Source organism: Nostoc sp. (assembly GCF_036916575.1).
Classification (GTDB): domain Bacteria; phylum Cyanobacteriota; class Cyanobacteriia; order Cyanobacteriales; family Nostocaceae; genus Nostoc.
Window position 1 is genome coordinate 1 of the sequence record NZ_JBALGC010000098.1, and the last position, 16,559, is coordinate 16,559.

The following is a 16,559-nucleotide window of genomic DNA, read 5'->3' on the forward strand; positions in this document are numbered from 1 at the left end:
CAATAAGAGCGTCAGGGGGGATTACTTCTCTACGAGACGCTCCGCGTAGCTTGCTTCGACCTAGGAGTACGCTATGGCTCGTAATGACGAAATTACGTTATTTTTGCGTAAGTCCTGAATGAGTGACTTCCGCCGAACTGTACTAGCTTTTTGATCTTTAGGATTGTTATATCGATTGCAGTTTTTGAAACTATTAACTAATTCTGGGTTGATAAAAGCTTATTTAGACGAGATTTAATATTACTTATCTTCAAAATGAAGTAACGGCGTTGTAAAAATATTTTGCGTTGCCAACTTGATGCATCTCGCCAGCGTTCATAGGTAGGAGAGGCTACATCTGTTAAAAAGCTACGCCACTTTGCAGTCAGTTGCTCAATCCCAGTTTCTACAGATCGAATACGACCATTGTCTATCATTGCCTGACGTAATTTCTGGTTGTCGCGCAGGCATTTTAGAGATGCAATTATCTCGTCTACAGAAGCTACTTCTATATAATCGAGTTCGCTTTTACGTTCATATTGATAAGCAGATTCACAACCAAGAATGATCGGAACTCCAGCTTGCCAAGCATTATATAATTTAGATGCTGGTTTAAAGTTATATGTATTGCTATCAAAGCTACGCACGGCAATGACAACATCCACATCACTGTAGTCGTGCCAGCGTTCAAAGTTCACAATATTCCAATTTAAACCTAAGGCATTGACTTGTTGTTTCCAAGCATCTGTTTGCATCTGGGCAACCAAGTTGTCTACTTGACCAAAGTAGGCAACATTTTCAAATGTATCACCACGCTTATGATCACGAGGAATCAATCCAGACTGGGGCCAATGGGGCATATAATAAGTTTGCCAAAGACTTGCAGAGTATTTTGTAATTTCATCTTGAGTATTTTGGATAACATGAAGCTGTGCGTAAGGATGATGACTTCTATCTGCACGCAAACAGACAATCAATAATTGTGGTGTTGGTTGTAGATTGTCTGGCAAAAAATCGCGATGCGTTAAAACAATTCCTTCAGTGGGTAAAGTTTCTACTAATTGACATGGAAATCCATCATGTTTGAGGTGAAGATAGGTTTGTAAAGTCCAGTTATATCGCCCTTGACCGTAACGTAGAGAATTTTGCCATTGCCAGTAAAGATCCGAACTTTCTAATATGCGATCGCTAGGCCATTGGTTTTTGGGAATGTAAAAATAAATAGCTGGTAACTTATCATTCATGGCAATATGGAATCAGTTATCCAGTCGAGTATAACTCAGCCAAATTATTTGTGAAGAAGTTGAACTTGATAAATATCGGTTTGGATATCCTGATTGATCCTATTGCACAGATAAAAGCTTGGAAAGTTTCGGTAATCAAGCTTGTTAACCTTCGGTTTCAGCAGTCCCCTGCCACGGGAAATTCGGCTTCGCTTTTTATTCGGAATTGGAAAGGAGTATATTTGTTAATAAAAATTAGCAAAAAAGTAGCCGTATTGTTAAATAATATGATTTTCACTAGTGCTGAGTTCTCAGCCAGTGCTGAATACTGGGTTTCCTGCTGTCTTAACTGAGTACTCATTGTTCAGCACTCAGCGGAATCTACTAGATTTTTAAGATAACAATGACAATCTGGCTTATCAATCAGTGACTCAACCAAAGCATTTAGGGCAGTAGCAGCTAAAGCGCTACCTCCTAAAGTCCCTTCAACTGTAATAAAAGGTATCCCTTGTTGCATCAGTTGTCGCTTGGCTGCGGGAGCATGGCTAAAGCCAATGGGCATTCCAATTACTAATGCAGGCTGAATTTTCTGGTTGGCGTAGGCGTAGCCCGTCGTAGACATCGCTTCGGAGGCTTCCAGAAGTACTGAGGGAGCATAACCAACTACCAGGACACAACCCGGACTTACTTGCTGCAATTTTTCTCGCCATTCTCGATGCTGCCAAAAGGCAAGTTCCGCCTCTGTGGCAGTGGTAATATGGGGGTTATCAATCAAGGTTTCGATCTGGCATCCCAAGTGAGATAATCGGGTTTGATCCAAAGCAGCAGCAACCGTTTGGGTATCTACTACAATTTGGCAACCAGAAGATAGGGCTTTTCGGCTAGCTGCGATCGCATCTCGACTCAACTTGACAAAGGACACCAAACTGACATCGCCACAAGCCAAAACCAACTGAGAGATTAAATGCTGTTCAATTTCCGAACGGTGAGACAAATCAGGTAGTAGGCGTTGTAGCGATTCTGTAAAAGCTTCCGAGTGGGTATGAATTTCGGCATCCAAGCCACTCCACAGGTTTTCCAATCCCCCCAATCCGGCTTGAGTTTCGACATCGAGTAACTTGAGTTGTGCCAAAACTTCCGCTTGGATAATTTGACAATGGCGATCGCGCCCCAATAATCCTTCTAGTGCTGATGCTGTTTGTCGCAGTTGAGAAATTTGTTGCATCACCGCTCGATATTGCTGCTGAAGTTGTCCCATGAGGTTAACGGTTGTGTCGGCTTCTGGTTCCACCTCCAAAATATTGCGGATATGGTTTAGTTGAAACCCTTGCTGCTTGAGTGCGACAATCCTTTGCAACCGCAGAACATCTTTTTTGGTGTAGAGACGGTAATTGCTAGGCGATCGTACTGGTTGCGGTAGTAGTCCCAATTGATGATAATGTCTGACCATGCGCGGAGTTAAACCGCCGCCAACTGCATCGGTAAGTTCTTTAATAGTTAAGCAACCAGCGTTCATCTTTTGATTATTACTCAAATTGATAAGAAGGTATTAATTTTTCTTGTACTGGTCTAAAAGGATAACAATTATTTAAACTTTCTTCTATTGCAGAATCATATTGCCAATCACTATCCAAGAAACACCAGTCCATAAGATAGTCTTCCTCTTCTTTTACAAATGTAGTTCCTATACAACGTCGTATTTTTTGATCATATTTGGCTGCATATGTTAGATTATTTAACCAGATCATTTTATCATCTTTTTGCTCGTGTTGAAGAGGAATAAAAACAAAACCACAGCCAGTTTCGGGTACAACAATTCTATAAGGCAACTCAAATTCATCTGAGTCACAAGCTTCTAAGCATAATTTTATTCTGGCTTTTACTTCTTGAAGATTTGTTCTTCTTAATTTTGCAAATTCAGCGATAATATTATAATAAACATATTCGCTGTTCTCTTCATTAGAATTCATATATTCTATTCTTTTGTAAAAGTTTTCTAAGATACCTGAAATACTAAAATTATCTTTATCATTTTTTAGCCTATATAAATATTCAAGAAAGTTTTTGCTTGGAGGAAAACTTGCATCTTCTCCTGATAAAAACTGACCTACAATAGCAGCTTCAGGTAATTTTTCAGCATTATGAGTATGCTTGATAAGTAAATCTTGACGATACATAAAGTAATCACTAATTTCTGTAGGTGTTAATAATATTTTGCAAATATTTAAATAATCGTTACCAGAGACAATATGAATAAACCCTGCTTCTTGACTGCTAATATAATATTTTTTATTTTTATAATATTCAGGAAGTTGCTTATTAGATAAATGTATTATGATTTTGATAAAACTTTTAATCTGATTAAACTTCATATTGAAAATATGCCCTCGTTGATTTGGTATAATTATCTCGTCTTCATATTTTTTAAAATAAAGAAGTGTATCACGTATCTGATTCTTAGCTTTTTGAAGTATTTTCTTCTCAAACCATATTTTTTCGCTATTTACTGAGCTTTTTCCTCCCGTTCTTTCTTTGATTTGGTAAACAATCATGAGGTCATCAAGCCATATAACATGATCTGCAAGCTCTAGTTCACTGCTACCTTTTGGAGTAAAATTGTTTTTGGAAAATGAAAATTCTTTAAGGAAGATATTTGCATTTAATTGAGCTATTAATTCTTCTAAGTTCATATGTTTATTAAGTAAAAGACTACAATTTTTATGTATTCATTGTAACTGATTTTTATTTAGAAACGCAGAGAAAGATTTAACTTTGCTTATCTTTGCGACTTTCTCAGCGCCCCTACCCTGTGGGAAGGCGAAGCGCCTATGCATTTAAAAATCATTATAAACCTTGACATTGACATTAATGTCAAGGTTTAGCGTGAGAGAGTCCCTGTTAATTCACCTCTCATGCTCTATCCCCAACGTTTGGGCCAATTCACCAGAGAACACGCAGATACCGTAGCAGCCCTTTTATGTGGCTTACTGCTATTTCTCGGATGGTTCGCCTTGCATCTCGGCGCTTTGGGATTGGCATTCTTGCTGCTACCCGCTGCTTACGTAATTGGTGGTTACGAAAGTGCACGGGAGGGATTGACTACTCTCTTCAAAGAAAAAGAACTCGATGTAGATTTGCTGATGATTGTGGCGGCTATTGGTGCTGCTAGTCTCGGCTTATGGCGAGGAGAATATCATCTGATTATTGATGGGGCAATTTTGATTCTGATTTTTGCCATCAGTGGCGCATTAGAAGGCTATGCAATGCAGCGAACTGAGCGGAGTATCCGCAGTTTGATGAGTTTGACACCAGATACAGCAAGGGTTTTGCTTCAGGGAAGAGAAGAGGAAATTCCGATTAGTCAGCTAAAAGTGGGTGATGAGATTGTCGTCAAACCTGGAGAGCTAATTCCTACTGATGGGATAATTTTATTTGGTTACAGCACTCTCAATCAAGCTGCAATTACAGGCGAGTCTTTACCTGTAGAGAAAACAGTGGGTGAAGAGGTATTTGCCGGCACACTCAACGGCTATGGTGCATTGCAAATTAAGGTACACAAACCAGCCCAAAGCAGTTTAATTGTACGTGTGATTCGCTTGGTAGAACAGGCAAAGACTCAAGCACCTCCTTCGCAAGAGTTTATTGATCGCTTTGAGAAGGGATATGCCAAAGTTATTGTAGTAGCCGGGATATTACTGGCAACTTTACCGCCATTTCTGTGGGGTTGGGATTGGGAAACGACGATTTATCGGGCGCTTACTTTCCTGGTAGTGGCTTCTCCCTGTGCGCTGATGGCTGCAATTATGCCCACCCTGCTTTCAGGAATCGCTAATGGTGCAAGACAGGGGATTTTGTTTAAGAATGGGGCACAGTTGGAGAAGATTGGCAAAGTCCGAGCGATCGCATTTGATAAAACTGGTACTCTAACAACAGGACAGGTGCAGGTATTCCAGGTAATTTCCGCTAGTGAATACACCCAAATAGATGTATTAAAAGCCGCTGCTAGTGTGGAATCCTCTTCCGAACATCCCATCGGTAAGGCAATTGTGCAGGCGGCTAGTGATTTGGATTGGGTTGGTGCAATCCAAGTGCAAGCTATACCTGGACAGGGAATTGTCGGAATTGCTCAAGAACAACAGGTAATTGTCGGGAATGCCGTTTTTGTGCAACAGTATGTCACAAATTTACCTGAAGAATTGCGAGAAATGGCTCAATCTTTGGAGCAAGAAGGTAAAACTGTGGTTTGGGTAGCACAGGGAACCAGAGGAGCAGAGGTGATGGGTGCGATCGCGATCTCAGATGAAGTAAGAGCGCAAGCAGCCGCAACTATTACCCGCTTAAAGAAACTGGGAATTGAGCAAATTGTCATGTTAACTGGGGATAATCAGGAAACTGCTGACAGTGTCGCCAAAGCAGTAGGAATTGATCGGGTATATGCTCAACTTCTGCCAGAAGATAAGCTGGATGTTATCCGCCGTCTACAGCAACAATATCAAACTGTAGCAATGGTGGGCGATGGAATTAATGATGCACCTGCTTTAGCGCAAGCATCTGTGGCTATAGCGATGGGAGTGTCTGGTAGTGATGTGGCATTAGAAACCGCAGATATAGTACTGATGGCAGATAGGTTAGAAAAAATTGCCGTGGCGATGCATTTGGGTAGGCGATCGCAATCCATAGTCAAACAGAATATATTTGTAGCGTTGGGTTTCATTATGTTGCTTTTGGTGGGCAACTTTCTAGGCGATATCAATTTACCCATCGGCGTCATCGGACATGAAGGTTCTACAGTGTTAGTTACCCTGAGTGGTTTGAGATTGTTGAAATAAATATGTTTACACTGAAATCTTACAGCAATCCCAACAACCGCCTCAGAATTCATTCTGAGGCTAATAGCTAAAGTTGTCTAAAGACGACTAAGAAAACCTTATCAGAAAAGTAGACCGTGACGTACTAGTACCGCAAGGCGGAAATCACTCATTTACTCATTCACTCATTCAAAAGAATTATATTCCTTGCTCTTGCGCCATTTTGAATGGTTGCTCGTCTTGCAAAGTGACGCTCCTCTCTTACAAAGTTCTGATGCCTACGGCGGGCTACGCCAACGGCAAGAAACGCCGCTCAACGCCAGTTGCTTTAAGTGGGGGAACCCCACCAACGGACTGGCTCGACTTTGCGCTATTTACGCGCCCGCTGTACTAGATAGAAATTGAGCATTGGTAGTTATTGATTAATACAAATATTAAAAACTTCGACTACCCACTTCTTCAGGAGCAGGAGTGATGGGAGCGCCATTCCTTAGGCTGAGAATCCCGGAAACAACAATTTTGTCCCCAGCTTTTAGTCCTTGGATAACTTGATAATTATTCCCCTCAATAACTCCCAATTTCACAGGCTTTTGTTGAGCTACTAAAGATGGCGCTCCAGCTTTAGGGTTTTGTGCCGATGCTTCCGCTTTAGGCTTTTGTGCTGGCGCTTGAGCCACAAACACAAAAGTCTCCCCACCCAAGCGAGATACTGCTGTAACTGGAATTAAAATTCCTGGACGTTCATCCCAGATTACTTTGGTTTGCACTGACTGAAGATTAAGTAGTCGATTTCTCGAATTGCCAAAGTTGGCTTTCACCAAAACTGTCTGCGAATCTAAACTGGCATTTGGGGAGATAAAACTCACCTTACCCCTTGCTGTGGGTTGGCCTTGGGCGTTCAGCATTTGCACTGGTAATCCTAAGCGCAGCTTTTTGGCATCGGTTAACGGAACGGAAATATTCAGTTCTAAAGAGTCATTTCTAGTCAGTGTAGTGAGTTGATCTGCTTTTTGCACATAATCTCCTACCTTTGTTGGAATATCACCAACAATACCAGTGAAAGGTGCAAGGACTTTTGTGTATTGCAGTTGGACTTGGGCAGCTTGGACTTGGGCAGCTGCTTGGGTTACTTGCGATTGCGCTTGGGCAATTTCTTCTGGGCGGGAACCATTTTCTAGTTGCCTTAAGTTTTGTTTCTGTTGTTCTAGGGCACCAGCTAGCTCATTGATATTAGAATTTCTGCTTTTGCGGACTTGCTCTAGGCGTTTTTGGGCTAGGACAAGGGCAGCTTCAGCACTTTGCTGTTCTTTGACATATCCGTCTAAGGTATCTTGGGAAACTGCACCCTCTTTTCTCAATTGTGCGTATCGCTTGGCTCGTGACTGTGCTAGTTCCACATCAGATTTAGCTGACTGAATTTGAGCCTCAGCCTGAGCAATTTCTTCTGGTTGCGATCCCGATTGGGCATCTCTAAAGCGAGCTTGAGCTTGAACTAACTGCGCTCTAGCTTGGGCAACTTCTTCTCGTCGCGTACCGGCTTTTAGTTCAGCAAGACGTGCTTGGGCTAGTTCTAGTCCGCCTTTTGCTTGTGATAATTGAGCTTGGGCATCATCACTTTGCAGGCTAATAATGACTTGCCCTTGTTGAACACGGTTGCCCTCTTGGACGAAAATCTCGGTAACTCGTCCTTCAACCTGTGGTTTGATGATTACCGAACGTGGAGCCTCTAAGGAGCCAATAAACTCCGAACTTTCCTGCACAGTTTCAGTTTGCACTGTTGCTAGCTTGACGGGAATTGCTGGTTGAGTAGCACCTGCTCCAGCACCATCGGGTGCATTCCTAGCATTACTTGTTTGCCACCAGCGCCAACCAAAACCAACACCTGCAATTAACAGGATAATTCCCAACAGCAAAGGCCAACGCCGCTTTCGAGGTGCCTTAGGCGATCGCTTTGGCAATGGTTGCGACTCTTGACTAGAATCAGTAACAGCAGGCTGTTCTATTTCAACAGGAAGGTGAGAGTCAGGGAACTCAGAATGGGACATCTTTATTTTCTCGTCTTGTGGATTTAAACTTGGGCAATCTACGTCTTCGTTAAAAAAGCATTATTTGAATAGTTTTTTAGCCTTTTTTCTCTATGTTGGTGACAAATGTATTGTTTGGGTATTTGGGCGATTGCTCACAATGTCTAGCACCTAAAATAAACAAATATCGTTTAGCACATTTTGACTAATTTGTACATTCCTTAACTCTGATCAATTTTTGAAAGTGTAATTTATAAAACTCTTTCTCGTGTTGTGGCTCCGGTTAAACCTGCTATTGTAAACACCTTAGTTGCTAACTTTATCAAGCGTGTACGAGTTTGTGCCGTCCTTGATGCTAAGTTTTCCATGAGTGTTTGCAAGCGCTTACTTGCACATGTAAGTGCTTGCTTGCATTATAACCACATAGGAGAAAAGATTAGTATAAGGTATAAATGAGTTTATCGCTCTTAAGTCGTAGTGAATACTGGTCTTAGGTAAAAAAGGGTATAAAGTGATGCCTTCTCTACGTTCGCGCAGCGTGTTGCAGACAGACGCTACGCGTAGCTTGCTTTTCCGTAAGAGTACGGCGGGCTACGCCTACGCTGATTAATTCAGCTCTATTAATCAAGGTTGCGAGTTTCATCAAGTTCTCTTCACCAAAAACGACGTGCGATCAATCAGTGTTCTCTAGAATCCTATTTTTGAGCAGTCTCAACTTCCTACACTTAGGTCACCCGATCGGTTGATTTTTAACTCACCCGAATGGGTGATTTAATTTATCCTAATCAGGGTTTTGTATGTGTAGTCGAGCCAGCAAGGGTTTTGTATATAATGCCCCACGTCCTTCAACCATCTACAACCGATTCTTTAGAATCCAATTTCGGCAAGATACCCACAGTTGATCTTCGGTTAGTAATAATATGAGAAAACAGCGACTCATACCGATCAAGTGCTTGCTCCAAGGAATAGTTTTTTTCGGCAAACTGTCTTCCTGTGTTACCTAGCCTCGCCCCTAGAGCAGGATTAGCATATAAATCATGCACCGCAGCAGCCATTGCATCCGGCGATTCTGGCTCAACAACTATCCCACCACCACTAAGTTCAATTGCTTTAGCAGCAGTACCAGTGGCAGGAACTGAACCCACAATCGGGCGACCGCTTGCCAATAGCAGTGGTATTTTTGAAGGCATATTGAACGAAATCACATTGCGCTTTTGCACAATCAGTCCTACATCAGATGCTGCTAACATTTCGGGTAGTTTTTCTCGCGGCTGCAACGGTAGCAGCAAAACATTATCTGCTCCATTTAATAGACAGTATTCCTGCAACTTTTGCAATGCTCTTGATTCGCCAACGATGACAAAGACAATATCTTTGATATGACGCAAACAAACTGCTGCTTCTATTACTGTCTCTAAACCTTGCGTTAGAGCAATGTTGCCTGAATAAAGTACTACAAATTTTCCATCCAGTTGATGGCTAGATATCCAGGAGTTGTTCTCTTTCGGTAAGGGGTGGATGAAATTTATATTCACCCAATTAGGAATACAAACGATTTTATTAACAGGTACTCCCTTATTCACTAAATTCTCACGAAACCCATCGGCGATGACACTAATAGTGTGTGCAGTTCGATATGCAAATTTCTCTAAGACTGCAAGAGTTCGGATCATCCACTTATTTTTCAATAGTCCAATACGCACGGCAGCTTCTGGTAGAATATCTTGCACATTCAAAACTACTGGGCAGTTGTATAACCAACCAAATATTGTTACTGGTAACGTACCGAATAGAGGCGGAACTGTTAAGATAATCACATCAGGGCGTCCGCCTTTAAAAGCTTGGGGTAAGCTCGTGAAAACAAAGCTTAACTCCAACAACAGCCGATCTACGAGGTTAGGTTTAGACTTAATTCGGAGGTAACTTCGCTGAATAGTGACACCATTTTTTTGTTCAGTAATATACCATTTACCCCGATAGCCATCGTAAATCTCACGCTGAGGATAGTTGGGCATTCCGGTAATCACCCGCACTTGATGAGATCGCTTTACTAGTCCTTCTGCCAATTCAGTCATTAAGGGAGCAATTCCAATCGGCTCTGGATGATAGTTGTAGGAATAGATCAGAATGTGCATGAGCTATTTGTAAATTTCGTGAAGACAGCCTAAGATGAGCAGATTTATTACTAATTTCAGTAGGCGCTGCTACTTTTATTATTTAATTTAGGTTATGAGCAGACTATGATTTTTTGAAATCATAATTGCACTCAATACTTTTTAATACTTTTCAAGGTTAATTTTAACAGTTATCAGTTATTAATTATTAGTTATCAGTTATCAATTACCAGTATTCACTGATAACTGTTGACTAATTTAGAGGTTGTTTGAAAAGTGGTTGGCTGTGATTTTAGGCACTTATTGAACCCTCATAGCCCACGCCAGTTGCTCCACTTAGGGAGACCCCTGTTCCCGCGCTGGCTAAGAGATAAATTGGGGAGAACCGGAATCAAAGTTCCCCAATTTATCTTTTAACCACTGTGTTGGGCGGCTCTGCCAACTTGTACCCTTACAGGGAAGCAAGCTACGCGCAGCGTCTCCCTTAGGAGAAGCACGTGACGTGGATTTAGGGTGATCTAAAACGTTTTGCTACCGACAAGAGGACTTTTCAAACATCCTCTGAAGTTGATCACCATATGCATGATAACTTTTCACTAATTTAAAAGGGAATTTAATGCTTAAATTTACACTTAAGGGATTGTAGCATTATATTTTCTCTCATACATGAAACCCACATTCCAGCTTGTAAAGTGGCACATGAAGTATTTTCAACAAGTCATCAGTATTGAATTCATTGGTGAGCATTCCACTTTTTTGAGTAGTTCAATGGCACTAACTTTTCAAGACTAGCGTCTTGCGTAGCTTCGTATTTGAAACTGTTACCGCAGAAAAAAACTGCTATGCATCACAACATTACCTTGCCAGTTAAACTTGATATCAATAGCTTTTACTGGGCTGTTGTCAGCAGCAGTGATGCCTGCGGCGGGCTACGCCTACGCAACAGGAAAAGTAGCACTGATTGCTATGGTGAGGGCGATTTTGGCAAAAATCTTTTTCATTGTAATCGCTCAAATACATATTGACACAAGTATTTGAGCGATCGCAAACCGATAAGGTTGAATGATCAATTCACCAGTTCACTGAATTATTGGGGCTAGAATAGAGATTCATTAAACTAAATTTGGCAACCTCTGACTAGGAAGCCCTACTTTCTAGCAAGAGGCTTGCTTTTTCTTCAGAGTTGAACCTACACCCAACATCCCAAATGCCAGTAAACCCAATAGAGAAGTCGGTTCAGGGACTTTAGATACCTGGATAAAACCAGAATTTTGATCTAATGTTCTAAATGATGACTTTTGATCGATATCCTGACGTAAGAACAAAGAGTCGCCAATCGTTCCCTGGAAGAAATATTCTCCGATTACACCCGTTCCTCCTGCTACATCAAAGGGACCAGACAATTTCTGAGTAGAAGTATCAAAGTTGAAAGCGAAGAAATCAGATTGTGACACCCCACCACTAACGGTGTTATAAGTTCCCAAAAGATTTTTAGATGGGTCTAAGAAAGAGACATTCAAGGATTGTAAAAAGTTGGTGGCTCCACTACCACTTTCTGAAATAATTTTCGGTGCTGTAGCCTCGTCGTAGCTGAATGAACCTATTGCTGAATAACCAGCATCACCTTGCCAGTTAAAGTTGAACTCAATAGCTTGAGCTGGGTTGTTAGCACCAGCAGCGATCGCAACACTAAGAGCAGCACTAGTTGCTGTGATAGTAGCCATTTTGATGAAAATATTTTTCATTGTTATAACTCTAAAGTTGATTGACATCATGCAGATATCAATTTATAAACAACACTAACTTTACGATAAAAATATGTATAAGTAAATACTGCATGAAACTACGGAAGTAAATGTAATAAATCAATGAAGAAAAACACTTTTTCTGTGAAGTTTTTCATAAAATGCCAAGTCTATTTAGCAAACCTAAGCTCGACTTTATCGATTTTAGGGATGTATGTGGCAAGGCTTACTAAGTGATTTTCCAGCTTGGTCAACTGTTTACGATTATTTCTGGAGGTGGAGCAAAGATGCTACATACATAGTTAAAGATTCACGAGAAACATCCAAGCTGTAGTTACCTAAAAATCACGAGCGATCGCTTGATAATAACTGATAAAGTTGAGCTACGCAAAGTTGAAAACAGTAACCTATGCCTGCGTTTCTATTAGAAGTTGGTACAGAAGAATTACCTGCAAGTTTTCTTAGTGATGCTTTAGTGCAATGGCAGGAGCGCATTCCTCAAACCCTGGAAGCAAACAGCCTCAAGGGCGAAAGTGTCCAGGTGTACGGTACTCCCCGGCGGCTGGCGGTAGTGATTAAAGGTCTACCATCTCAGCAACCAGACCGAGAAGAAGAAATTAAAGGGCCCCCCGCCCAAGCCGCCTTTAAAGATGGTCAGCCGACAGCAGCAGCAGCAGGCTTTGCCAAAAAGCAAGGTGTGGAACTGGATGCGCTGTTTATTCGCCCCACTGACAAAGGGGAATTTGTCTTTGTGCAAAAAAGATTTCCCGGTCGTCCTGTGGCGGAAATTTTGACAGAACTTGTTCCCCAGTGGATTTGGGGTTTAGAAGGTAAGCGGTTAATGCGTTGGGGGAATGGGGATGAAAGGTTTTCCCGACCAATTCGCTGGCTGGTAGCTTTGTTAGATCAAACGGTGCTACCTCTAGAATTAGTGAATGGTTCTAAAACGATTCAGAGCGATCGCATTTCTCAAGGTCATCGTGTCTTGCATCCTGATCCTGTGACAATTGCCCAAGCTACTGATTATGTTACCACCCTCAAATCTGCCTCTGTCACCGTTGACCCTGATGAACGGGCAAATCTGATTAAAGAGCAAGTAAATGCAGTAGCAGAGAATTTAGACGGGTATACAGTAATTTACCCCGATTTGTTAGAAGAAGTAACCAACCTTGTAGAACATCCTTCCACAGTTGTCGGTAAATTTGAACCCGAATTTTTGGAATTACCGACTGAGGTAATTACTGAAGTCATGGTTACTCATCAGCGTTATTTTCCTGTATTCAAACCAGGTAGTTTTGAGCAAGAATTATTGCCTAATTTCATCACCATTTCTAACGGTGATCCCCAGAAATCAGATATTGTTGCCGTAGGGAATGAAAGAGTAATTCGTGCCAGATTAGCTGATGGCAGATTTTTCTACGAAGCTGATTTAACTAAGCCTTTAGAAAACTTTTTACCCCAGTTAGAAAAAGTCACTTTTCAAGAAGAATTGGGTTCGGTGCGTGCCAAGGTAGATAGAGTAATTAAGATTGCCGAGCGAATTACTAGCCAGTTAGAATTAGGAGAAGACCAAAGCCAAAGAATCCAACGTGCTGCTTTATTATGTAAAGCAGATTTGGTTACACAAATGGTCTATGAATTCCCGGAATTACAAGGCATTATGGGAGAAAAATATGCCTTAGCCAGTGGTGAAGATACCGAAGTTGCAAAGGCAATTTTTCAACATTATTTGCCAACGGGAGCAGGTGATAGGTTACCGGAAACACTCACGGGTCAAATTGTCGGTTTGGCAGATAGATTAGATACTTTAGTGAGTATCTTTGGTTTAGGTTTAATTCCCTCCGGTTCCTCTGATCCCTTTGCTTTACGTCGGGCGGCTAATGCTGTAGTTAAAATTACTTGGTTTTATAATTTGCCGATAAATTTAGATAATTTATTGGCACAAATAGCCACAGACTTTACAGCAACATATCACAAAGATCAGGCATCATTAACCGCAGCATTACAAGAGTTTTTCTTACAACGCATCCGCACTTTACTACAAGAAGAAAAGCAGATTGATTACGACTTGGTAAATGCAGTTTTGGGAGAAAATGATCCAGAATACACAGAACGGACGTTAAAGGATTTATTGGATGTACGCGATCGCGCCTTATATCTACAACAAATCCGCAACGACAGTACCTTAGATAACATCTATGAAACTGTTAACCGTTCCACACGATTAGCCGCGCAAGGTGATTTGGATACAAAACAGCTAGAACCGACAGCCGTAATTCGTCAAGAATTATTCCAAAAGCCCTCTGAGGTTGCTTTGTATAATGCCCTAATCGAATCAGTACCCCAAACTCAAGCAGCACAGCAGACACGAAATTATCAACTGTTAGTAGCAGCACTAGCAAAAATTGCTCCGACAGTTAGTAACTTCTTTGATGGCCCAGATAGCGTTTTAGTTATGGACTCCGATCCAGAAGTGAAGCGGAATCGATTATATCTGCTGGGATTAGTTCGCAATCATGCCCGTGTTTTAGCTGATTTTGGTGCGATCGTCAAAAATCTGTAGCGTAGGTCAACAAAAAGTTGTGTAATTTTTGCCAATAGACGCTACTATAGGGAGTGCTTAACCAGGGATCTCTGCTGCAATCTATGCCTAGAGCTACTGTAATTGGATTGGGAAAGTCCGGTATTGCTGCGGCGAGATTGTTGAAACGGGAAGGGTGGGAGGTAGAGCTGAGTGATTGCAACACCTCCGAAACCCTCCTAAAACAACAACAAGAACTCGCTGCCGAGCAAATAACCGTTAAACTTGGCCAATCCCTAGAATTGAATGGTGCTAATTTACCCCAATTAATAGTCGTTAGTCCTGGCGTGCCTTGGGATATTCCCGTATTAGTTGAGGCACGCCAATTAGGTATTGAAACCATTGGGGAAATGGAATTCGCTTGGCGAAATTTGCGCTCGCTACCTTGGGTAGGAATTACTGGCACTAACGGCAAAACTACTACCACAGCTTTAATTGCTGCCATTTTCCAAGCAGCAGAATTAAATGCACCCGCCTGCGGTAATATTGGCTACGCCGCTTGTGAAGTCGCTCTATCTTGGAGGAGGGAAGCAGGGGGAGCATTTGATAATTCCTCACTCCTAACTCCTAACTCCTCACTTTTGACTCCTCACTCCTCACTCGACTGGGTGATTGCGGAAATTAGCAGCTATCAAGTAGAATCTTCAAGTACTCTTGCACCACGTATCGGTGTTTGGACGACTTTCACGCCGGATCATCTTAGTCGTCATCAGACTTTAGAGAACTATTACAACATCAAAGCCAAGTTATTACGTCAGTCGGAGTTGCAAGTGTTCAACGGCGATGATGCCTACTTGAGCAAGTTAGGTCTAAGTGCTTGGCCTGATGCCTATTGGACAAGTGTGAGAGGAAAAGATTTCCTGATTAGCGAAAAAGGCTTTTACATCGAAGACGGCTGGGTTGTGGAAAAGTTGAGTGCAACCTCTGCACCAGAACCGATTGTGAAAGTATCTACTTTGCGGATGGTGGGAGAACATAATCAGCAAAATCTCTTGATGGCAGTAGCAACTGCAAGATTAGCGGGAATTAATCGTGATGCGATCGCACTTGCAATTCGAGAATTTCCTGGCGTTGCTCATCGTTTGGAGCATATCTGCACTTGGGAAGGTATTGATTTCATTAACGACAGCAAAGCCACTAACTATGATGCTGCCGAAGTTGGTTTAGCATCCGTGAAAAGTCCAGCGATTTTAATTGCTGGTGGAGAAGCCAAAGCAGGTGATGATACTGCTTGGCTAGCAAAAATTCACTCCCAAGCTGCTGCTGTGTTATTGATTGGCTCTGCTGCACCCGCATTTGCCAAACGTCTCCAAGAGGTGGGGTATTATTCTTACCATATCGTGGAAACTATGGAAAGGGCAGTTCCCAAAGCGGCGGAATTAGCTAAGGAGTATGAAGCGCCTGTGGTGTTGCTATCTCCGGCTTGTGCGAGTTTTGACCAGTACCCAAATTTTGAGGTGCGGGGCGAGCGTTTCCGTCAGTTGTGCCTGGCTTGGGCGGGAGGAGATAAACTGCAACACCCGATTCTTTCATCCTCCCTGCATAGTGCTAATTGAGTGATTTTCTCTAATTATGTTTTGATGTAGTTTGCAACTTCAACCTCATGAGCAATGCTTGTAGGTTTAGGAATAGGTAAACCATCTTCTAGCATTCCTTCTAGATGAAATTCAATAGCTTCTGCAATCATTTGCTTGACTTCTTCTAAAGTTTCACCCACAGCGACACAACCTGGGAAATCAGGGATATAAGCAGAGTAATTACCTTCAGCCTTTTCAATCACCACTACGTACTGCATTACCGTTCTCCTTATAACTGTGCTTGCCTCCAAATACTACTTAGAGTACCAGGGGCTAAATCGTTAGACAATTTACCTGGAACTGTAACTAAACGTGAGTTCGACGGGTTGATTTAGGTACAAAAAAAGGCTGAGACTTGAATTAAAGGAAAAATACGCATGGTGTCTCAGCGATGGAATCTATTGTATCTCGGCTGGATGTAACGCAAATTTTTTGTGATGTCGATGATTTCTGCTCCTCATGGGAGAGGATGTGGCAACAAGTACCGCAGCTACCATCAATGACTGGA

The 16,559-nt window shown here is 41.9% G+C and carries 13 protein-coding genes and 1 pseudogene; 6 read left to right on the plus strand and 8 right to left on the minus strand.

Annotated features, from left to right (window positions below):
* Positions 1-197 precede the first annotated feature (197 nt).
* The 3 genes from V7L29_RS20910 to V7L29_RS20920 form a co-directional block, all read right to left on the minus strand.
* Complete coding sequence (locus V7L29_RS20910) at positions 198-1,223, minus strand: hypothetical protein (RefSeq protein WP_334736696.1); 1,026 nt, start codon at positions 1,221-1,223, stop codon at positions 198-200.
* Positions 1,224-1,566: 343 nt separating this feature from the next.
* On the minus strand, positions 1,567-2,718 hold the full coding sequence (locus V7L29_RS20915; RefSeq protein WP_334736697.1) for a precorrin-8X methylmutase: 1,152 nt from the start codon (positions 2,716-2,718) through the stop codon (positions 1,567-1,569).
* Between the two features lie 10 nt (positions 2,719-2,728).
* Positions 2,729-3,892 carry a hypothetical protein gene (locus V7L29_RS20920; RefSeq protein WP_334736698.1) on the minus strand — a complete coding sequence of 388 codons (1,164 nt, stop codon included), beginning with the start codon at positions 3,890-3,892 and terminating at the stop codon, positions 2,729-2,731.
* Between the two features lie 222 nt (positions 3,893-4,114).
* Here V7L29_RS20920 and V7L29_RS20925 point away from each other — a divergent pair, with 222 nt between their 5' ends.
* A complete protein-coding gene (locus V7L29_RS20925; protein ID WP_334736699.1) occupies positions 4,115-6,031 on the plus strand; it encodes a heavy metal translocating P-type ATPase in 1,917 nt (638 codons plus the stop codon).
* A 219-nt stretch (positions 6,032-6,250) separates the two neighbouring features.
* Positions 6,251-6,415 carry a hypothetical protein gene (locus V7L29_RS20930; protein ID WP_334736700.1) on the plus strand — a complete coding sequence of 55 codons (165 nt, stop codon included), beginning with the start codon at positions 6,251-6,253 and terminating at the stop codon, positions 6,413-6,415.
* 29 nt (positions 6,416-6,444) lie between these two features.
* Here the strand turns inward: V7L29_RS20930 and V7L29_RS20935 are convergent, their stop codons facing one another.
* On the minus strand, positions 6,445-8,055 hold the full coding sequence (locus V7L29_RS20935) for an efflux RND transporter periplasmic adaptor subunit (RefSeq protein WP_334736701.1): 1,611 nt from the start codon (positions 8,053-8,055) through the stop codon (positions 6,445-6,447).
* Positions 8,056-8,879: 824 nt separating this feature from the next.
* Positions 8,880-10,169, minus strand: coding sequence for a glycosyltransferase family 4 protein (locus tag V7L29_RS20940; RefSeq protein ID WP_334736702.1), 1,290 nt, complete (start codon positions 10,167-10,169; stop codon positions 8,880-8,882).
* 821 nt (positions 10,170-10,990) lie between these two features.
* On the opposite strand from V7L29_RS20940, the gene V7L29_RS20945 reads away from it, so the two are divergent.
* Positions 10,991-11,173 (plus strand): hypothetical protein, encoded by a 183-nt coding sequence (locus tag V7L29_RS20945; protein WP_334736703.1) that lies wholly within the window; start codon positions 10,991-10,993, stop codon positions 11,171-11,173.
* 129 nt (positions 11,174-11,302) lie between these two features.
* On the opposite strand, the gene V7L29_RS20950 is transcribed toward V7L29_RS20945, so the two are convergent.
* Positions 11,303-11,893 carry a PEP-CTERM sorting domain-containing protein gene (locus V7L29_RS20950; protein ID WP_334736704.1) on the minus strand — a complete coding sequence of 197 codons (591 nt, stop codon included), beginning with the start codon at positions 11,891-11,893 and terminating at the stop codon, positions 11,303-11,305.
* 409 nt (positions 11,894-12,302) lie between these two features.
* Between V7L29_RS20950 and glyS the strand changes: the two genes are divergently transcribed.
* The gene (glyS, locus tag V7L29_RS20955) at positions 12,303-14,456 is read left to right on the plus strand and encodes a glycine--tRNA ligase subunit beta (RefSeq protein WP_334736705.1); all 2,154 of its coding nucleotides are present in this window, start codon (positions 12,303-12,305) and stop codon (positions 14,454-14,456) included.
* Between the two features lie 83 nt (positions 14,457-14,539).
* A complete protein-coding gene (murD, locus tag V7L29_RS20960) occupies positions 14,540-16,030 on the plus strand; it encodes a UDP-N-acetylmuramoyl-L-alanine--D-glutamate ligase (RefSeq protein WP_334736706.1) in 1,491 nt (496 codons plus the stop codon).
* Positions 16,031-16,044: 14 nt separating this feature from the next.
* Here the strand turns inward: murD and V7L29_RS20965 are convergent, their stop codons facing one another.
* The gene (locus V7L29_RS20965) at positions 16,045-16,269 is read right to left on the minus strand and encodes a type II toxin-antitoxin system HicB family antitoxin (RefSeq protein ID WP_334736707.1); all 225 of its coding nucleotides are present in this window, start codon (positions 16,267-16,269) and stop codon (positions 16,045-16,047) included.
* 11 nt (positions 16,270-16,280) lie between these two features.
* Entirely contained in the window at positions 16,281-16,340 is a 60-nt protein-coding gene (locus V7L29_RS20970) for a hypothetical protein (RefSeq protein WP_334736708.1), read from the minus strand.
* Between the two features lie 102 nt (positions 16,341-16,442).
* Between V7L29_RS20970 and V7L29_RS35565 the strand changes: the two are divergent.
* Positions 16,443-16,559 (plus strand): annotated as a pseudogene (locus V7L29_RS35565) (IS982 family transposase); the annotation flags it as partial.